We start from the raw sequence: 19,295 nt of genomic DNA on the forward strand, positions 1-19,295 counted from the left end.
AGGCGCACTCCCGAAGGTGTAGGCGCTATCCCTAAGACCCCACCGCTTCCGCCCGATTTGCCGCTAAGGATTTCGGACCTTTCACAAGGACGCTGGACAGGGGGCGAGCATGGCGAATTTCTTCAACGTGGTGGGAAGCCAGACCATCACGGCAGGGAGTGAGAAGGACCAGTTCTTCGCCTTCACCCGGCTCGCCAATCTCGATACGGTGCGCCCCGATGCGGTGCTGGCGCAACTCGTCTGGAACTCCGCGATTCTCACCGGCAGCGCCGCCGCCTATCAACTGACGGCGAGCAACATCCAGATTTCCATGGACCTGCTGATGGGGGGCACCGGCACGGACGTCATCTACGGGTCCAACCTGTCCGACGCGATCTTCTACAATAATGGCGTGATCGCAGGCGGCTTCGGCAGCTTCGACAATATCGAGCAGTTCTGGCTGGGCGACGGCGACGACATCATCGACCTGACGGCGCATGGGGCGGGCGGGATCGACTATGCCAAGGACGTGCTGGTCCAGGCGGGCCTCGGCAATGATGTCATCATCGGCGGCGCGGGAAAGGATAATCTTCAGGGCGACGGCGGCAACGACATCATCTTCGGCTGGCGTGGCAGCGACACCATTTCCGGCGGAGCGGGCGACGACCTGCTCTATGGCGACGATCTGGGCTTCAACAACATTTCGGGCGACGACACCATCGACGGCGGCACGGGCAACGACATCCTCTATGGCGGGCGCGGCAGCGACAGGATGACCGGCGGCGACGATGACGACATCCTCTATGGCCAGGCCGGCGGCGACAATATGTCGGGCGGGTCGGGCAATGACATTCTCCATGGCGACGATGCCGACACCAACAGCAACGATACGCTGAACGGCGATGCCGGGAACGACCAGCTCTATGGCGGCGCGGGCAGCGACGAGCTGTATGGCGGCAGCGGCGAAGACATGTTGGATGGCGGCAGCGGCAACGATTATATGCATGGCGGCGCAGGCAACGACACGATCCTCGCCGGTGCGGGCAATGACGTGATCGACGGCAGCGCGGACGTCGACACGCTCGTCTTTTCGGGCAACCGGATGGATTATGTCTTCACGCTCCAGACCGACGGCAGCTATGTCGCGGTCGACCAGCGTGCAGGCTCTCCGGAGGGCAGCAAGACAGTCCGCAACGTGGAATTTTTCCAGTTCGCGGACATGACGACGCCTTCCACCGCGCTGAACGCCCCGCCGGTCATCACCTCGAACGGCGGCGGCTCCAGCGCGGCGCTGGCGGTCGATGAGAACGGCACCGCCGTGACCACCGTCACCGCGACGGACCCCGACATGGTACAGACGGTCTCCTTCTCCATCGTGGGAGGCGCGGACGCGGCGCTGTTCGCGATCGACGCGATGACGGGCGAATTGCGTTTCCTCACAGCGCCCAATTTCGAAAGCCCGGCCGATGCCGACCGCGATAATGTCTATCAACTGATCGTTGCCGCCAATGACGGCAATGGCGGCGTTGACACGCAGACGCTCTCCGTGACCGTGAACGATGTGCCGGACGGTTTTGCGCCGGTCATCACCTCCAATGGCGGCGGCGCAAGCGCGGCGATCACCGTCGACGAGAATGCGACCGCGGTGACCGGCCTGACCGCCACCGATGCCGACAGCCCGTCGATCAGCTTCGCCATCATCGGCGGAGCGGACGCCGCGCTCTTCGAAATCGATGCGGCAACCGGCGTTCTCCGCTTCAAGACCGCGCCCGATTATGAAGCCGCCGCCGACGCCGATCACGACAATATCTACAATGTCGTGGTGCAGGCCAGCGACGGCACCAACAGCGACAGCCAGGCGCTGGCAGTCGCGGTCGCCAATCTCAACGACAATGCGCCGGTGCTGACCTCTTATGGCGGGGCGGCTTCGGTCGCCTTCTCCGTCGCGGAAAACAGCCTGCTTGCCGCCACCGTGCAGGCCAGCGACGCGGATGGCGCTGCGCTCAGCTACAGCATCAGCGGCGGCGCTGACGCGGCGTTGTTCACCATCGACCCGCAGACGGGCGCGCTGAGTTTCAGGACGGCTCCGGACTATGAAGCGCCGGACGACAGCAATGGCGACCGCCTCTACCATGTGATCGTCAGCGCGAGCGACGGCAGCAACAGCGTCTCGCAGACCCTGGCCATCGGCATTACCAATCTGAACGACAATGCGCCGGTCATAACCTCCAATGGCGGCGGCGCCTCGGCGTCGATCAGCATGGCGGAAAATGCCAGCGCCGTGACCGTGGTGGCGGCCACCGATGCGGACGGCCCCGTCCCCGGTTTCGCCATTTCAGGGGGAGCGGACGCCGCGCTTTTCACCATCGATCCGGTGACCGGCGCGCTGTCCTTCATCAACCCGCCCGATTATGAGAACCGGCTCGATGCCGATGGCGACGGCGTCTATCAGGTGACGGTGCGCGCAACCGACGGCAGCAACGTCGATGATCAGCTTTTGTCCATCACGATCACCGATGTCGCGGAAAACGGGAGGACGATCACCGGATCATCGGGCAACAACACGATCGGCCCGACGACCACCGTGCTCGCCTATCAGACGACTGCCCTCAACGACACCATCTACGCCCTTGCCGGCAATGACGTCATCGATGGCGGGGCGGGCGCCGACTATATGGATGGCGGCGCAGGCAACGACATCTTCTATGTCGACACCTGGTCGGACGACGGCTTTGCCGGCAATGACGATCAGGTGATCGAACTGGCGGGGGGCGGCAGCGATCTTGTCTATGCCTCCGTCAGCTATCGCCTTGCCGCCAATGTCGAAAAGCTGACGCTGACCGGCGCGGTGGCGATCAACGGCATGGGCAATGATCTGGCCAACACGATCACCGGCAATGACGCGGCGAACATTCTGTCGGGCGGAACGGGCGCGGACATTCTCTATGGCATGGGCGGCGGCGACACGCTGGACGGCGGTGACGATAACGACACCCTCTTCGGCGGCGACGGCAGCGACATGCTGATCGGCGGGCTGGGCGACGACTATCTGGACGGCGGCACGGGCGCCGACAACATGGCCGGTGGGCTGGGCAATGACAGCTATATCGTCGACAGCTGGTCCGACGACGGCAACAGCGCCAATGACGACCTGATCGTCGAACTGGCGGGCGAGGGGACCGATCAGGTGAGCGCCTCGGTCAGCTACAAAATGGCGGCCGAGATCGAGAAGCTGGTTCTGACCGGCACGGACCCGATCGACGGCATCGGCAACGACATCGCCAACAGCATGACGGGCAATGGCGGCAATAACGGCCTCTGGGGCGGCCTGGGCAACGACACCCTGCTGGGCAATGGCGGCGACGACCGGCTCTATGGCGAGGACGGGCAGGACAGCCTGGACGGCGGCGCGGGCAACGACCTGCTGGACGGCGGGGCGGCGGGCGATACGCTGAAGGGCGGCGCGGGCAGCGACACGCTGATCGGCGGCGCGGGCAAGGACACGCTGACCGGCGGGACGGAGGCGGATGTCTTCCTGTTCAACCGCGGCGACACGACGCTCAACACGGCGAGCTATGACCGGATCACCGACTTCAAGGCGAGCGAGGGCGACCGCATCGACCTGGACTTCCTGAACGGCTCCCTGCCCGCCGTCGACTATGCCGAACGGACCATTGCCACCAACAGCTTCTCCGACGCGCTGGCTGCTGCCAATATGACCGCCGGGGTCAATCATGTGGCTTTCGTCGCCGGGTCGACGGACGGCTGGATATTCTACGACGCCAATGGCGACGGCGCATTCGAACAGAGCATCCAGCTTGTCGGGGTCAACAGCCTGGCGGGGGTGGATTCGAGCAGTTTCTTCTAGAGCGCGCTGCGTTAAATCGGACGCAGCCCGCGCGCTTTTTTCTTCCCGTTCGCCCTGAGCCTGTCCTGAGCGCCTGCCTTGCAGGCAGTCGAAGGAACCTGCCGATCCTAATCGAACAAGCCATCCTGGACATTGGAGGGCGGATTGATTCCCAGATGCTTCCAGCCCGGCCCGTTGAGGCAGCGTCCTCGCGCAGTGCGGGCGATCAGGCCGAGTTGGATCAGATAAGGCTCGATCACTTCCTCGATCGTATCGCGCGCTTCGGAGAGGCCTGCCGCGAGCGTTTCCACTCCCACCGGCCCGCCGCGATAGATGTCAGCGATCATGGTCAGGTAACGGCGGTCCATCAGGTCGAGGCCGAGATGGTCGACATCCAGCCGGGTCAGCGCGGCATCGGCCACCTTCGCATCCACGGCCGGGGCGCCCGCCACATTGGCGAAGTCGCGCACCCGCCGCAGCAGCCGTCCGGCGATGCGCGGCGTGCCCCGGGAACGCCTGGCGATCTCCACCGCGCCGTCGGAAGTGATGGCAAGGTCCAGCAGCCGGGCCGCGCGGCGCACCACCAGTTCCAGCTCGTCGACGGTATAGAATTGCAGCCGCACCGGAATGCCGAATCGGTCGCGCAGGGGCGTCGTCAGCAAGCCCTGCCGCGTGGTCGCGCCGACCAGGGTGAAGGGCGGCAGGTCGATCCGCACAGACCGGGCGGAGGGGCCTTCCCCGATCATCAGGTCGAGCGCCCGGTCCTCCATGGCAGGGTAGAGCACTTCCTCGACCGCGGGGTTGAGCCGGTGGATCTCGTCCACGAAGAGGACGTCGCCCTCATCCAGATTGGTGAGCAGCGCGGCCAGATCGCCCGACTTGGCGATCACAGGGCCGGATGTCGCGCGGAACCCCACGCCCATTTCGCGGGCGACGATCTGCGCCAGCGTCGTCTTGCCAAGGCCGGGCGGGCCGAAGAACAGCACATGATCCAGCGCCTCGCCGCGGCCCCGGGCGGCCTCGATGAAGATACGCAGATTTTCCCGCGCGCCCTGCTGGCCGATGAATTCGGCAAGCGATTTGGGCCGCAGCGCGGCGTCGGCATCCTCGACCCGCCGGGTGGAGGAGATCAGGCGATCCTCGCTCATGCGCGACACTCACCCCAACCGTCATGCTGAACTCGTTTGGTTTGCGCCGACCTTCGGTTCAGCATCCATCGTGCCGCTGGTTCGGATGGAGAGGCGATAAACCAAGGCCCGGAGCCAGGTCGATCCACCGCGGATTTTCGGACTCGATCAGATTGATCTTCCACTGCCGATGCCAGCGCTTGAGCTGCTTTTCCCGGTTGATAGCTTGTTCCATCGTTTCGCACATTTCGAAACGGACGAGACTGTGGACGGCATATCTCCCAGTGAAACCCGGGATGCCGTTCGTGCGGTGTTGATGCAGCCGCCCAGGCAGATTCGACGTCACCCCGATATACAGCGTGCCATAGGGATGACTGGCCAGGATATAGACGCATGGTTCTTTCATTCCCTCCCTTCGACGCGAGGGGCGAAATGGATGCTGAAGCGAGTTCAGTATGACGGGTGTGGAGGGGGAGGCGCATCATTTCGCCGCTTTCCTGAGCGCCAGGCGGACCAGCGCGTCCAGCGACGCGCCCTCGCCCAGTTCCTCTTCCGCCGCCGCGACGGCGGTGCTGGCTTCGGCGGGCTTGAAGCCCAGATTCTGCAGCGCGGAGATCGCATCGGCGCTGTGTCCGCCGGTCGGCAGCGGGGCGAACCCGCCGCCGATCCCGCCGGCCGGCGTGGGCACGGCGCCGATCTTGTCCTTCAGCTCATTGGCGATGCGCTGGGCCAGCTTGGGGCCGACGCCGTTGGCGCGGGCGATCATCGCCTTGTCGCCGGTCGCGACGGCGCGGTGCAGTTCCGCCGGTTCCAGCGCTGAAAGTATGGCCAGCGCCACGCGGGAACCCACGCCCTGCACACCGGTCAGCAGGCGGAACCAGTCGCGCTCCTCCGCCCGGGCGAAGCCGACCAGGCGGATCGCATCGTCCGACACCAGCAGTTCGGTATGGACCGTCACCGCTTCCCCCACCGGCCCCAGCGCCGACAGGGTGCGGGAGGAGGCGCCGACCAGATAGCCGACGCCGCCCACATCGATGATGGCATGGTCCAGGCCCGTGCTGTCCAGCCGCCCTTTCAGTTTCGCGATCATGCGCCCCGCCCTTTGGTCATGGTCTGTTCTTTAGGGGCGTCTCCGGCAGGGCGCCAGCTAAAAACCGACGGAGCAAAGGCACCATTTGCCGGCCCGCGCGTAGAGCAGCCGGCGAGGGGCGAAGGAAGGAGCCGTTTTTCATGTCGATTCAGGCGCCATTGCTAGGCCCCAAGGATTTCGAATTTCCCGCGATCATGCTGTCGGGCTATGTCGACCATGGCATGTATCTGCATTTCCGCAATTGCCTTTCGTCCGCGCCGCAGCAGGGGCTGGTGGTGGTGGAGATCGCCACCCTGGGCGGCGACCCGGAAATCGCCCGGATGATGGGGGAGGATATACGCTTCCATTCCGATCTCTATCCTGACCGGCGGCTGGTTTTCCTGGGCAAGACGGCGGTCTATTCGGCGGGCGTGACCTTCATGAGCTTCTTCGCGGCGGAAAACCGCTATCTGGCGCGGGGCACGCGGCTGATGATCCATGAGCGGATCATTACCCGGGACATCCATCTGGAAGGGCCGCTGTCGACCTGCATCGCCTCGCTCAAGGCGACGCTGCATGAGATAGAGGCGTCGATCGCGATCCAGAATGAGGGCTTTGCGAACCTGATCCTGGGATCGCAGGTTTCCATGGAGGAACTGCTGAACCGCGCGCCGGAAAACTGGTATCTGGAGGCGAACGAAGCGCAGGCGCTAGGGCTGATCGCGGCGGTGATATAAAGCGTCTTGTGCAGGGCACGGATTATGCCTTTGATGCGCCCATGAACCGATCCCGGATATTTCCCTGGCGTTATGGCATGTTCCTGGCCCTGCTGGCTAGCATGGCGCCGTTCGGCCTGGTGCTGCGCTGGCATGAGGCGGTGATGGCAGGGTTCGACCTGGCGGCGCTGGCGTTCATCCTGTCGGTCTGGCCGCTGCTGGATTCCGATGCGGACGCGATGCGGCGCAAGGCGGCGGAAAACGATGCGAACCGGCAGTTGATGCTGCTGCTGACCGGGATCGTGTCGGTGGTGATCCTGGTCGCCGTCGGCGTGGCAGTCAGCCAGCATGGCGGGCCGAGCAAGGCGGCGGTCGCGCTGCTGCTGGCCACATTGGCGCTGGCCTGGCTGTTTTCCAATCTTGTCTATGCGATGCACTATGCGCATATCTTCTATCTGGCCGATGGCAAGGGCGGCGACAGCGGCGGGCTTGATTTTCCCGACATGCAGGAGCCGGGCTATTGGGATTTCCTCTATTTCGCCTTCACCTTGGGGATGACGTTCCAGACATCCGACGTGTCGGTGACCAGCCGGGGCATGCGGCAGGCGGCGCTGTTCCATTGCCTCGCGGCGTTCCTGTTCAACCTGGGCATATTGGCGTTCACCATCAATGTGCTGGGCGGCATCTGAACCGACGGGTTTGAAGCAGGCGTTCAGGATGTGGCCAGATGCGGACATTCCCCCCTTCCGACCTTCGGGGGTTGTTTACCAATTTCCGCTAGGTCCGCGGCATGAGCGACAAAGCCGATCCCTGTCCGAAGTCCGCCGTCAGCCACGGTGTTGGCGTGGCCGGGCTGGTCGGGCTGGGGCTTTGGACGCTGGTCGCGCGCCATTATGGGATGAATGGGCCGAATGCGGGTTTTGCCGCGGTCGTCGCCTGCGGCCTGCCGATGGTGTCGTGGTCGCTGCTGGTCGACAAGGTGCATCGCCGCGCATCGACGGGGATCGACTGGACCGCGCCTGCGCGGCCGTGGCGGGCGGTGCTGGATGTCAGCATCGTCAAGATCGCCGGCCTGTGGGCGACATGGCTTGCCATAGCGGTCTTCTATTGCATCGCCCGCTGGTACTGGAGCGGGGATTATCGCCTTTCCATGAATGTGCTGATGGGCGCGGCGCCCTGGCTGCTGGCGGCATCGGTGCCCTATGTGATCTGGCTGGACCGGCGACTGGTTGAGCCCAGGGACGCAGGCTATGCCTTCGGTCAATGGGTGATCGGCGGGGCCGCCGGCGCTGCGGACAAAGCCGAGGTCGCCCATCATGCCCGGGCCTGGGCGGTGAAGGGCTTCTTCCTTGCCTTCATGCTGTCGATCGTGCCCGGCAATTTCGCCAGCGTGGTCGAATGGCGGATCGAGGATGCGGTCAGCCATCCGGTGGCTCTGGCAAGCTTCCTGATCGCGGTCATGTTCATGATCGACGTCTGCATGGCGACCGTCGGCTATATGCTGACCTGCAAGCCGCTGGATTCGCATATCCGCACCGCCAATCCGCTGCTGGCAGGGTGGGTGGCGGCGCTGATCTGCTATCCGCCCTTCGTGCTGATGGGCAATGGCGGCCCGCTCGATTATCATGCGGGCGGGGCGGAATGGGATGTCTGGACGCGGGGGCATGGCGTCCTGCAATGGCTGCTGGGCGGATGGCTGGTATTGCTGACGGCCATCTACGCCTGGGCGACGGTCGCCTTCGGGCTGCGCTTTTCCAACCTGACGCATCGGGGCATTCTGACGCATGGCCCCTATCGCTGGACGCGGCATCCGGCCTATCTGTCGAAGAATCTGTTCTGGTGGTTTTCAGCCCTGCCTTTTTTGAGCCTGTCGGGGAGTTTGACCGATGTGGTGCGGAACTGCGCGCTGCTGGGCGTGACCAACGCGGTCTATTATTGGCGCGCGAAGACCGAGGAAGCGCATTTGAGCGCCGATCCGGAATATCGGGCCTATAGCGAGTGGATGGCGCGCAATGGTGCAGTGCCGCGCTTTTTTGGATGGGTAGCGGGGCGGAAGCCTTTGAGCGCGGTTCAGCCTGCCGAATAGCTGTTCGTTTCCTGCATTCGAAGGCCCGTCATGCTGAACGAATTCAGCATGACGAATGGGGGATGCCGTCGCCCTCGAGCATCCCGTCGATCCCGCCTAGAAGCTTTCTTCAGCGTAGATTTGGCTGAGGTCGCCCTTCCATTCCTCATGATAGCGGGCGAGGAGGCGTTCGGCATGGGTCCGGCCCGACGCCACGATCTCGTCCAGCGGGGCGAGGAAGCCGCTTTCATTGTCGCCCGACGCATTGAGCCGGGCGCGGGCGGAAAGGCCGCTGCGGGCGATGTCGAGGACTTCGCCCGCTATGTCGCGCAGCTTGCGATTGCCGCCGATGGGGGCATCCAGCGCCAGTTTCGGCACGGAATCGCGCAGAACCTGCCGTTCCTCCATGCTCCAGTCCTTGACCAGATCCCAGGCGGCGTCCAGCGCGCCTTCGTCATAGAGCAGGCCGACCCACAGCGCCGGAAGCGCGCAGATGCGGTTCCACGGCCCGCCGTCCGCGCCGCGCATTTCGAGGAAGCTCTTCATCCGCACCTCCGGGAAGGCGGTGGAAAGATGATCCTCCCAATCCTTCTCGGTCGGCTTCTCGCCGGGCAGGGCGGGCAGTTCGCCGTTCAGGAAGTCGCGGAAGCTCTGGCCCGCCGCGTCGATATAGCGGCCGTCGCGATAGACGAAATACATCGGCACATCGAGCGCATAGTCGGCATAGCGTTCATAGCCGAAGCCGTCCTCGAACACGAAGGGCAGCATGCCGGTGCGGCCGGGGTCGGTGTCCGACCAGATATGGCTGCGATAGGAGAGGAAGCCGTTGGGCTTGCCTTCGGTGAAGGGCGAATTGGCGAACAAGGCGGTCGCCAGAGGTTGCAGGGCCAGCGAGACGCGGAACTTCTTCACCATGTCCGCCTCGCTGCCATAGTCGAGGTTGGTTTGGATGGTGCAGGTGCGCAGCATCATGTCCAGGCCCATCGTGCCGACGCGCGGCATGTGGCGCAGCATGATGTCGTAGCGGCCCTTGGGCATGATGGGCAGTTCTTCGCGCGTCTTGTCCGGCCACATGCCCAGGCCCAGGAAACCCAGGCCCAGCATGTCGCCGACATATTTGACCTGTTCCAGGTGCCGGCTGGTCTCCGCGCAGGTCTGGTGCAGATTTTCCAGCGGCGCGCCCGACAGTTCGAGCTGCCCCGCCGGTTCCAGGCTGATGGTGCCGTCGGTGCCGGAGAGGGCGATGATATTCTCCCCCTCGAACACCGGGTTCCAGCCATAGCGGGTAAGGCCGATCAGCAGCGTGTGGATGCCGCCGCGCTCATCATAGCTGGGCGCATGGAAATCCGCCTTGGCATAGACGAATTTCTCATGCTCCGTGCCGATGCGCCAGCGATCCTTGGGCTTGGCGCCCTTGGCGAAGGCCGCGATCAACTGGTCGCGGCTCTCGATGATGGGATCGGTCCCCCCTGAGTCGGTTCTGGTGCTCATGCCCCGCCTTAATCTTTCCCCCGGTTGCGTCAAAGCCGCAACGTTCGGCGCTCAAATAAGCTGCGTTGATGACGGCTTCAATCCGGTTGCGGAAGAAAACGATGTTGGGATACCCTTATCGCCAGTCCCCGTTGATCGTCATCCATGCAGTCGTCGCGGCGATGGCGGCGGTTTCGGCGCGCAGGATGCGGGGGCCGAGCGAGACGGCCACGGATTGGCGGTGCGCGCGGATCGCTTCGCGTTCGGCGGGGTCGAAGCCGCCCTCGGGGCCGATCAGGAAGGCCGCGGGGCCGGGATGGGCCTTGAGCGTATCGGCCAGCGGTTCGCCGCCGGTCTCGTCCGCGAAGAAAAGCCAGCGATCGTCGCGCCAATCCCGAAGCAGCGCGTCGAGCTTCACCATCTCCCCAAGGTCGGGAAGCGCGGTGCGGCCGCATTGTTCGGCCGCCTCCACCAGATGGGCGTGCAGGCGATCCAGATTGAGCCGGTCCACCACGGCGCGGCGGGTAAGCACGGGCTGCAGCCGCGCCACCCCCAGTTCGCAGGCCTTTTCCGCGATCAGGTCGATGCGGCCCTTCCTGATCGGCGCGCAGCAGAGCCAGAAATCGGGGACGTCCTCCGGCGGCCTGGTCTGGCTGACGACCTCCAGCACCAGGTCGCGCCGGCGGATGTCGCGGGCCCGGGCCGCCCATTCGCCCGAGCGGCCGTCGAACAGCAGGACGATGTCGTCCGGCTTCACCCGCATGACGCTGATGAGGTAATGGGCCGGGTTGCCGTCGACGGGCACGGAAACGCCCGCGCCAAGCAGGGTTTCGACATGGAGGCGCGGGGCGCTTTGCGGCGGCCAGGCGGGGGTTGCGGTCATTCGGTTCGAACTCCGTTCGGGCTGAGCTTGTCGAAGCCCTTTTCTTCTCTAAAGAGCAAGTGAGCCCTTCGACATTTGAACGAGGCAAGGGACTCGGTCAAACAGGGCGAACGGAGTGAGTGTGGCAAGTAGCATCGTTCCCGACAGCGAAGCGCGCGGATTGGTGGCGCGATTGCCGGACATTCCCCGCGCGCTTGCCTTGCTGGCGCGGTTCGACAGGCCGATCGGCTGGTGGCTGCTGTTCTGGCCGGGGGCCTGGGCGGTGGCGCTGGCGGGGCGCGCGTGGGCGCACTGGCCGCTGATCCTCTGGCTGTTGCTGGGCAGCATCGCCATGCGGGGCGCGGGATGCGTGTTCAACGACATCGTCGACCGCGACCTCGACCGGCAGGTGGCGCGCACCGCGTCGCGCCCGCTGGCGAGTGGAGCGGTGTCGCTGAGGACGGCGTGGATATGGCTGCTGTCCCTCTGCCTGGCCGGTCTGGCGGTGCTGCTCCAACTGCATCCATATGCGCAGATCGTCGCCTTGGGCTCGCTGGCGCTGGTGGCGGCCTATCCCTTCATGAAGCGGATCACCGGCTGGCCGCAAATCTGGCTGGGGCTGGTCTTTTCCTGGGCCGCGCTGGTCGGGTGGAGCGAGGTGGCGGGAACCCTCGCCCTGCCGGGATTGTTGCTCTATGGCGGCTGCATCGTCTGGGTGGTGGGCTATGACACCATCTATGCCTTGCAGGATCGGGAGGATGACGCGCTGATCGGCATCGGGTCGAGCGCCCTGTCCATGGGCAGGCATGTGCGGGCGGGCGTGGCGCTATGCTATGCGCTCGCGCTGGCGCTGTGGGGCGGCGCGATCTGGCAGGTCCGGCCGCAGGGTCTGGCGTTGGCGGCGTTGCTGCCGATGGCGGCGCATCTGGGATGGCAGGTCGCGACGTTGAAGGAGGACGGCATCGATCCCTTGGCCAAATTCCGCTCCAATCGCTTTGCGGGGCTGTTGATGTTCCTGGGCTGTCTGGTGGTGGGAAGCGCATGAACGGTCCGCGCGAGGGAGAGGATTGCTGGCGGATCGCGCGGGCGCTGAAGGCCAGCGTGATCATCGATGCGGATGCCTATTTCCGCCATGCCCGCGCCGCGATGATGAAGGCGAAGCAGCGGATCACGCTGATCGGCTGGGACTTCGATGCCGCGATCACGCTGATCCGGGAGGATGAGGCGAGCGACGGCGCGCCCACGGTGATCGGGGATTTCATAAGCTGGCTGGTGGAGCGGACCCCGGAACTGGAGATATTCCTGCTGCGCTGGGATGTCGGGGCGATGAAGTCCATGGTGCGTCCGTCCAACCTGTTCACCACGGTCCGCTGGATGGCCAATTCGCGCATCACCGTAAAGCTGGACAGCCATCATCCGACCGCCGCCTCCCACCATCAGAAGATCGTGGTGATCGACGATTGCTTCGCCTTTTGCGGCGGGATCGACATGACGGCCGACCGCTGGGACACGCGGCATCACCGTGATGAGGAGCCATGGCGGCGGCACCCGGACGGCTCGCCCTATGGCCCCTGGCATGACGCGACGACCGCCTTGCAGGGACCGGTGGCCGCGGCGCTGGGCCAGCATGCGCGGGCGCGGTGGACGGGCGCGGGCGGCGGGGAACTGGCGCCGGTCGAGGGCGAGCAGGATTGCTGGCCCGATGCGTTGCCGGTCCAGTTCGAGGATGTCGACATCGCCATATCCCGCTCCGCGCCGGAGATGGAGGATCAGGAGCCGCTGATCGAGATCGAGCGGCTCTATGTGAACCAGATCGCGTCGGCGCGGCGGTATATCTACGCGGAGAGCCAATATTTCGCCTCCCGCCGCATTGCCGAGGCGATTGCGGCGCGGCTGGCGGAAGAGAACGGGCCGGAAATCGTCATCGTCAACCCGGAACAGGCCGATGGCTGGCTGGAGCAGCAGGCGATGGACACGGCCCGCGCCCGGCTGTTCGAGGCGCTGAAGGCTCGGGACGTCCATGGCCGGTTCCGGCTCTATCATCCCTTCACCGCGCGGGGGGAGCCGATCTATGTCCATGCCAAGATACTGATCGTCGACGACCGGGTGCTGCGCGTCGGGTCGTCCAACATGAACAACCGGTCGATGCGGCTGGACACCGAATGCGACGTGACGATCGATTCCGCGCTGCCCGCCAATGCGGGGCGCGAGGATGCGATCCGGGGGATTCGCGACGATCTGGTCGCGGAGCATCTCGACCTGCCGGTCGAGCGCGTGGCGGCGGTTATTGCCGAGCGTGGGCTGATCGCGGCCATCGAACAGTTGCGCGACAGGCCGGGACGGACCTTGCGGCCCTATGTGACGCCTGACCTGAACGACGTGCAGGCCTGGCTGGCGGATCATGAGGTGCTCGATCCGGAAGGACCGGGCGAGATGCTGGAGCCGATCACGGAGCGCGGACTTTTCCGCCGGATGCGGGGATGGATGGAGGGGGGGTAGCTCTCTTTTCCGTCATTCCCGATTCCGCGGGAATGACGGTTACGAAAATAGGATCAGCTATTCCGCCGCCAGAAGTGCCTCCGCGCCGCCCAGATTGACCGAAACCAGCCGACTGACGCCCCGTTCCACCATCGTTACGCCGAACAGCCGGTGCATGCGCGCCATCGTCACCGCATTATGGCTGACGATCAGGTATCGCGTGTCGGTCTGCCCCACCATGGCGTCGAGCAGGTCGCAGAAACGCTCGACATTGGCGTCGTCCAGCGGCGCGTCGACTTCATCCAGGACGCAGATCGGCGCGGGGTTCGTCAGGAACAGCCCGAAGATCAGGGCGACGGCGGTCAGCGCCTGCTCGCCGCCGGAAAGGAGCGTCAAGGCGGCGAGCTTCTTGCCCGGCGGCTGGGCCATGATCTCCAGCCCCGCTTCCAGCGGATCGTCGCTGTCGATCAGTTCCAGATGCGCCTGGCCGCCGTTGAACAGGGTGGTGAACAGGCGGCGGAAATGGCCGTCCACCGCCTCGAACGCGGCGAGCAGGCGCTGCCGCCCCTCCCTGTTCAAACTGCCGATGGAGCCGCGCAGGCGGTTGATCGCCTGGGTCAGTTCCTCGCTTTCGGCGCGGCTGTTGGCCTGTGTGGCCTCCAGCTCCTCCAGTTCCTGCGCGGCGACGAGGTTGACCGGGCCGATGCGTTCGCGCTCGGTGACGAGCCGGTCATGCTCGGCCTGCTCGCTCTGGGCGATGCGGATGTCGGCGCTGGCGAAACCCAGTTTCTCCGGCAGGACCGGCGGCGGGCACTCGAAGCGTTCACCGGAGAGGCGGTTGGTTTCGACCCGCTTCTCATCCGCCGCCTCGGCACGCGCGGCGGCGGTGGCGCGGGCCTCGCGGGCGTTGGCGAGCGCTTCGCCCGCCTGCGCCGCGCGCTGTTCGGCGGCGCGGAGCGCGGCTTCGGCTTCGCTTTCCTCGCGGCGGGCGGCGTCCGCGGCCTGCGTCAATGTGTCGCCCTGCTCGCTCAACATGGCGATGGCGGCGGCCAGACCGTCCGGCTGGTCCGCGATCTCGGCCCGTTCCTTCGCTATGCCCTCGCCACGCTCGACCATGGCGGCGATGCGCTTGGCCGCTTCGCCGGCACGGGCGCGCCACCCCCTGGCCTCCGCATCGGCGGCGGCCATGCGTTCGCGGTCGCTGGCGAGCGCGCGATCGGCCAGCGCCTGATCGGCCTGCAGCTGGCTGACGGCGAGCCTTGCCTTCTCGCTCGCCTGTTGCAGCGTGGCGACCTGGGCGCGGGTCTCCTCCCCATCGGGCATGGCGGCGCGGCTGGCCTGCGCCTTGTCATGCTCCGCCTGCGCCGCGGCGACGTCGCTGCGGGCTTCGCTCAACCGCTCCTCTATCGCCTCGCGGCGCCCGATCAGCCGTTCGAGCGCGGTGGCGGCTTCATCGGCGGCCCGCAGGGCGGTGCGCAGACGCTGGTCCGCATCCGCAAGCTGGGTGCGGCCGGCGGCCAGCGTCTGGGCCGCCTCCCGCTCACGCATCGAGGCGGCGTCCTGCGCGGCGCGGGCCGTCTCGACCTCGGCTTCGGCGGCAGGCCGGGCGGCGGCAATGGCTTCGAGGCGGTTGAGCCGGATCAGCCGTTCGGCGGCGGCGGCGCCACCCTCGATGGCGACATAGCCGTCCCAGCGGCGAAGCTGTCCGTCCCTGGTGACGAGACGCTGGCCGACCGCAAGGACCTGGCCTTCGTCGCCGTCCACGACCGCGACCTGCGCCAGACGGCGGGCGAGTTCGGGCGGGGCGGTGACATGGGCGGAGAGGGCGGCGCAGCCTTCGGGCAAGGGCGGGTCGCCGGCGAGCGCGGCGGCGCCGGCCCAGCGCCGCTTGCCTTCGGCCGCGATGGGCGCTTCCAGATCGTCCCCCAGCGCCGCCGCGAGCGCGCGTTCATAGCCGGGCGCCGCCTTCAGCCGGTCGAGCGCGCGGCTGCGGTTGCCTGTGCCGCTGTCGACGGCGCGCTGGAGCGCAGCGGCTTCGCTGTCGAGCGCGGCAAGGGTGGCGCGGGCGGAGGACAGGGCGGCTTCGGCGGCGGCACGGGCCTCGGCCGCTTCGGCACGGCTGGTCTCGGCGGAGCGGATCGCGGCTTCGGCGGCGTCGCGGTCCGTGCCGGCCTGCTGCTGGGCCGCGATCGCTCCGGCCCTTTTCCCTTCCAGCGGCGATGGGTCGGGCAGCGCGGCGGCTTCGGCTTCCAGCCGCTGCGCCTCGCGGGAGGCGCGGTCGAGGCGGGTGCGCGCAGCGGCCAGCGCAGCCTCTGCCACGCGCAGTTCCGCCTGCTCGCCCGCCTGCTTCGCCATCGCCTTGGCAAGATCGAGTTCGGCGTCGCGGGCGGTATCCTCCGCGCGGGCGATGCGCCCGGCGAAATCGGGACGCATCGCTTCGGTGTCGGCGATGCGCGCCTTGAGCGCGGCGATCTCGCCAGCGAGGCGGGCAATGGCCTCCGCCGCGTCGTTGGCGAGCGTGCCTTCCCGCTCCCTGTCCTCTTCCAGCCGCGCGGCCTGCTGGGCAAGGTCGTGGAGGCGGCGGACCACGCCGTCGCGCTCGGTGCGCAGCGCGGCGAGCTTATGGCCTGCTTCGCTCGCGGCGTCGCGGGCGGCCTGGGCGGCGGCGCGTCTCTGCGCAAGCGTTTCGACGGCGGCATTGGCATGGACGGCTGCGGCCTGCTGCGCCTCCTGCGCGGCGGCGACGGCGCTTTCGGCCTGCTTGGCTTCGGCACGGGCGGCGTCCGCGCTGGCGGCGGCCTCGCGCCAGCGGGCGAAGATCACCCGCGCCTCGGCAATGCGGATCTGCTCCGACAGGCGGATATAGCGCTCCGCCGCCTTGGCCTGACGCCGCAGGCTGTTGGCGCGGGCGTCCATGTCGGACAGGATTTCGTCCAGCCGCATCAGATTCGCTTCGGCGGCGCGCAGCTTCTGTTCGGCATCCTTGCGCCGGACGTGCAGGCCGGAAATGCCCGCCGCTTCCTCCAGCATGGCGCGGCGTTCCTGAGGGCGGGCGGCAATCACGGCGGCGATGCGCCCCTGGCTGACCAGAGCGGGGCTATGCGGGCCGGTGGCGGCGTCCGCGAAGATCAGCGACACGTCCTTCGCCCGGACGTCGCGGCCATTGGCGCGATAGGCGCTGCCCGCCCCGCGCTCGATCCGGCGGGTGACTTCCAGTTCCCCGTCCGCACCGACTTCCACCGCGTTGAACAGCTCGCCCTGTTCCTGGATGGTGAGCAGCGAGACTTCCGCGAAATCGCGCTGCGGGCGGGTGGAGGTGCCCGCGAAGATCACATCCTCCATGCCGCCGCCGCGCATCGACTTGGCGCTGGATTCGCCCATGACCCAGCGGATCGCCTCCAGCAGGTTCGACTTGCCGCAGCCATTGGGCCCGACAATGCCGGTCAGGCCGGGTTCGATGCGCAGCTCCGTCGGGTCGACGAAGCTCTTGAAGCCGGAGAGCTTGAGGCGCTTTATCTGCATCGTGCAAGATCGGGGCAGCGCGGAGCCGCCCCGCCATCAGCAGGAAGCCGGACCGACGATGTCAGCCCCCCCTTGTCCAATCAGATCCCCGCTTCCTTGAGCTTCGTGCGCAGCGCGGGCCAGGCGGCGGTGTTCTCCACCGTCACGCCATTCAGGATGAAGGTCGGCGTGCCCTCGATCTTATATTGCTGATTGGCGTCCTCTACGCCCTTGGCCAGCTTTTCGGCGGCGGCGGTGTCGGCCAGGCATTGCTTCGCCTGATCTTCCGATATGCCGCGCTGCTTGGCGAAGTCGACCAGGCCGACGGCGGCCGCCAGTTGGCCGAAGCGCTGGGCCGGGGGCGCGCTCATCAGCGCCTTGTACCTATCGTCGCCCAGCGCCTGCGCCTTTTCGAACATGGCGTTCTGGTTGGCGAAGAACTGGTCGGACAGCGGATAGAAGATGTCCTTGCCGCCGCAACGGGCCAGCAGCGCCGTCGAAATGTCGATCGGATCGCGCACATAGTTGCGGAATTCGAAGCTCATCTTGCCGGAATCGACGATCTGCCTGATCTCCTCGGCCGATTCGGCGGCGAAGTCGCGGCAGTGCGAACAGGTGTAGGAGCCATATTCGACCAGCTTCACCTTCGCATTGGGATTGCCCATGACGAAATGGCCGTCGGGCGTCGTGGCGATCGTCTCCGACCATTTGGTGCCGGCCGGCGCGGCGACGGCGGCGACCGGTTCGGCGGAGGTGGCGCTGCCTCCTTCCTTCTTGCCGCAGGCGGCGACGGTCAGGCTGAGGGCGATCAGGGCAAGTCCGGAAAGGGCTTTCACGTTGTTCTGGGCTCCGTATCGTCGGGCGTTGTCGTCGAAGGGTTTAGATCAGGGCAATGCAGCCTGCAACCGCGTCCAGTCCGATCCATGAACCAGCGTGCCGTTCAGCGTGAAGGCAGGCGTGCCGCCGATCCGCAGCTTGTTCCAGGCTTCGTCCGTCATGGCGAGGACCTGCTTCATCGATGCGGGATCGTTGATGCAGGCGTCGAGCTGGGCGGGCTTGTAGCCGCGCTTCGCCATCAGGGCGTAAAGGCCGGTCTTCTGGCCGATGTCGCGCAGCGCGGCCTTCTGGTCGGCGGGCTTGGCGGCGTCTTTCTCATAGGCCTGGAGCTTTTCCATCCAGGCATCCTGATTGGCGAATAGCGCCTCATGATTGCCGAAGAAGCGCCTCGGGCCGCCGCAGCGGGCAAGCAGCGCCGCGGTCAGGTCATATCGGTCGCGCACGGCGTTGCGCACTTCGACGCTCAGCGTGCCGCCCTTCACATAACGGGCGCGAAGCGGCTCGCTGGCCTCTCCCACGAAATGGGCGCAGTGCGAGCAGGTGTAGCTGACATATTCGACCAGCTTCGTCGGCGCGGCGGGATTGCCCAGCACATGGCCGCCCATGGGAGAGAGGGCGATCCGGCCCGGCCAGTCGGCGGCCGGGGCGGCCCATGCGGACAGGGATGCGCTCGCGGAAATGGCGAGCAGGGCGAGGAAAGCCAAACGGATTTTCGTCATGCGCTGGTCCAGTGATGCGCCGCCCCTGTCACGGCTGAGGTTGTCATGTTTGAACTGCTCAACTGCGATACTAGCTGATCTTGGGCAAACCGCTGCTGTTGGCCAGCCCTTGCGCCAGGGATTCCAGCACCGCCCGCAATTCCGGATCGCCAATGTCGCGCAGGGAATCGCCCAGCTCGACCGGAATGGGTTTGAGGTTGACCGGCGGGGGGCGGCGTTCCGGTTCCCTTGCCTGGACCATCCCCTGTTTCATCGCCACCCGGGCGACGGCGGCATAGCCGAAGAAGCGGTTCACCCGTTCGACAATGTCGGGCAGCACATGCTGGATCATCGGCGCATGGCCGCTCATGACGGTGAGCTGCAATGTGCCGCCCGCCTTCTTGCCGGCCGGGAAGCGGATCGATTCGGGTTCGCTGATCGCCGCATAATGCGGGCCGACGATCTCCGCCCAGCGGGTGACGATGCTGGACTGGACGAAGCCGAACTTGCGGAAGGCGGCCGCGCCGATGGCGGGCATCAGGTCCGCGATCCGGCGCGGCGCGCCGACGCGCGGGCGTTCCTGGTCCCGCTCCTTGCGGCTTTTCATTTTGGGAGTCGGGGGGCGTTCCGTCATGCCTCGCTTAAT

Annotated in this window: 15 protein-coding genes; 6 read left to right on the forward strand and 9 right to left on the reverse strand. The window is 66.3% G+C overall.

The features are described 5' to 3' along the window. Nucleotides 1-109 precede the first annotated feature (109 nt). Nucleotides 110-3,847 carry a calcium-binding protein gene (locus tag H5V43_RS14335; RefSeq protein WP_099185417.1) on the forward strand — a complete coding sequence of 1,246 codons (3,738 nt, stop codon included), beginning with the start codon at nucleotides 110-112 and terminating at the stop codon, nucleotides 3,845-3,847. A 107-nt stretch (nucleotides 3,848-3,954) separates the two neighbouring features. On the opposite strand, the gene ruvB is transcribed toward H5V43_RS14335, so the two are convergent. The 3 genes from ruvB to ruvA form a co-directional block, all read right to left on the reverse strand. Further along, nucleotides 3,955-4,974, reverse strand: a complete 1,020-nt coding sequence (gene ruvB / locus H5V43_RS14340; protein WP_025550555.1) for a Holliday junction branch migration DNA helicase RuvB — start codon at nucleotides 4,972-4,974, stop codon at nucleotides 3,955-3,957. A 58-nt stretch (nucleotides 4,975-5,032) separates the two neighbouring features. After that, nucleotides 5,033-5,359 (reverse strand): GIY-YIG nuclease family protein, encoded by a 327-nt coding sequence (locus H5V43_RS14345; protein ID WP_025550554.1) that lies wholly within the window; start codon nucleotides 5,357-5,359, stop codon nucleotides 5,033-5,035. A gap of 75 nt (nucleotides 5,360-5,434) precedes the next feature. Further along, nucleotides 5,435-6,043 (reverse strand): Holliday junction branch migration protein RuvA, encoded by a 609-nt coding sequence (gene ruvA, locus H5V43_RS14350; protein WP_099185416.1) that lies wholly within the window; start codon nucleotides 6,041-6,043, stop codon nucleotides 5,435-5,437. A gap of 140 nt (nucleotides 6,044-6,183) precedes the next feature. On the opposite strand from ruvA, the gene H5V43_RS14355 reads away from it, so the two are divergent. The 3 genes from H5V43_RS14355 to H5V43_RS14365 all read left to right on the forward strand — a co-directional run bounded on the left by H5V43_RS14355 (nucleotide 6,184) and on the right by H5V43_RS14365 (nucleotide 8,824). Beyond that, nucleotides 6,184-6,759, forward strand: a complete 576-nt coding sequence (locus H5V43_RS14355) for a peptidase S14 (protein ID WP_025550553.1) — start codon at nucleotides 6,184-6,186, stop codon at nucleotides 6,757-6,759. A gap of 41 nt (nucleotides 6,760-6,800) precedes the next feature. After that, nucleotides 6,801-7,427: a DUF1345 domain-containing protein gene (locus H5V43_RS14360; protein WP_099185602.1), complete on the forward strand. Its 627-nt coding sequence runs from the start codon at nucleotides 6,801-6,803 to the stop codon at nucleotides 7,425-7,427. Between the two features lie 101 nt (nucleotides 7,428-7,528). Next, the gene (locus H5V43_RS14365) at nucleotides 7,529-8,824 is read left to right on the forward strand and encodes a methyltransferase family protein (RefSeq protein WP_025549405.1); all 1,296 of its coding nucleotides are present in this window, start codon (nucleotides 7,529-7,531) and stop codon (nucleotides 8,822-8,824) included. A 96-nt stretch (nucleotides 8,825-8,920) separates the two neighbouring features. Here H5V43_RS14365 and H5V43_RS14370 read toward each other — a convergent pair whose 3' ends face one another. Both H5V43_RS14370 and H5V43_RS14375 read right to left on the reverse strand, forming a co-directional pair. After that, nucleotides 8,921-10,294 (reverse strand): glutamate--cysteine ligase, encoded by a 1,374-nt coding sequence (locus H5V43_RS14370; RefSeq protein ID WP_025549406.1) that lies wholly within the window; start codon nucleotides 10,292-10,294, stop codon nucleotides 8,921-8,923. A 115-nt stretch (nucleotides 10,295-10,409) separates the two neighbouring features. After that, nucleotides 10,410-11,156, reverse strand: a complete 747-nt coding sequence (locus H5V43_RS14375) for a 16S rRNA (uracil(1498)-N(3))-methyltransferase (RefSeq protein WP_099185415.1) — start codon at nucleotides 11,154-11,156, stop codon at nucleotides 10,410-10,412. A 121-nt stretch (nucleotides 11,157-11,277) separates the two neighbouring features. On the opposite strand from H5V43_RS14375, the gene ubiA reads away from it, so the two are divergent. Next, nucleotides 11,278-12,180 (forward strand): 4-hydroxybenzoate octaprenyltransferase, encoded by a 903-nt coding sequence (ubiA, locus tag H5V43_RS14380; RefSeq protein WP_025549407.1) that lies wholly within the window; start codon nucleotides 11,278-11,280, stop codon nucleotides 12,178-12,180. After that, nucleotides 12,177-13,634, forward strand: coding sequence for a phospholipase D-like domain-containing protein (locus H5V43_RS14385; RefSeq protein ID WP_099185414.1), 1,458 nt, complete (start codon nucleotides 12,177-12,179; stop codon nucleotides 13,632-13,634). The genes ubiA and H5V43_RS14385 overlap by 4 nt, the downstream gene beginning before the upstream one ends. Nucleotides 13,635-13,691: 57 nt before the next feature. Here H5V43_RS14385 and smc read toward each other — a convergent pair whose 3' ends face one another. The 4 genes from smc to H5V43_RS14405 form a co-directional block, all read right to left on the reverse strand. Beyond that, entirely contained in the window at nucleotides 13,692-17,135 is a 3,444-nt protein-coding gene (smc, locus tag H5V43_RS14390) for a chromosome segregation protein SMC (protein ID WP_193666704.1), read from the reverse strand. A gap of 80 nt (nucleotides 17,136-17,215) precedes the next feature. Next, nucleotides 17,216-17,950 carry a thioredoxin domain-containing protein gene (locus H5V43_RS14395; protein WP_025549412.1) on the reverse strand — a complete coding sequence of 245 codons (735 nt, stop codon included), beginning with the start codon at nucleotides 17,948-17,950 and terminating at the stop codon, nucleotides 17,216-17,218. A gap of 48 nt (nucleotides 17,951-17,998) precedes the next feature. Next, the gene (locus H5V43_RS14400; protein WP_099185413.1) at nucleotides 17,999-18,670 is read right to left on the reverse strand and encodes a DsbA family protein; all 672 of its coding nucleotides are present in this window, start codon (nucleotides 18,668-18,670) and stop codon (nucleotides 17,999-18,001) included. 70 nt (nucleotides 18,671-18,740) lie between these two features. Continuing rightward, nucleotides 18,741-19,283 carry a DUF721 domain-containing protein gene (locus H5V43_RS14405; protein WP_025549415.1) on the reverse strand — a complete coding sequence of 181 codons (543 nt, stop codon included), beginning with the start codon at nucleotides 19,281-19,283 and terminating at the stop codon, nucleotides 18,741-18,743. Between the last annotated feature and the right edge of the window lie 12 nt (nucleotides 19,284-19,295).

Origin of the sequence: Sphingobium fuliginis (genome assembly GCF_015074805.1) — a bacterium.
Classification (GTDB): domain Bacteria; phylum Pseudomonadota; class Alphaproteobacteria; order Sphingomonadales; family Sphingomonadaceae; genus Sphingobium; species Sphingobium fuliginis.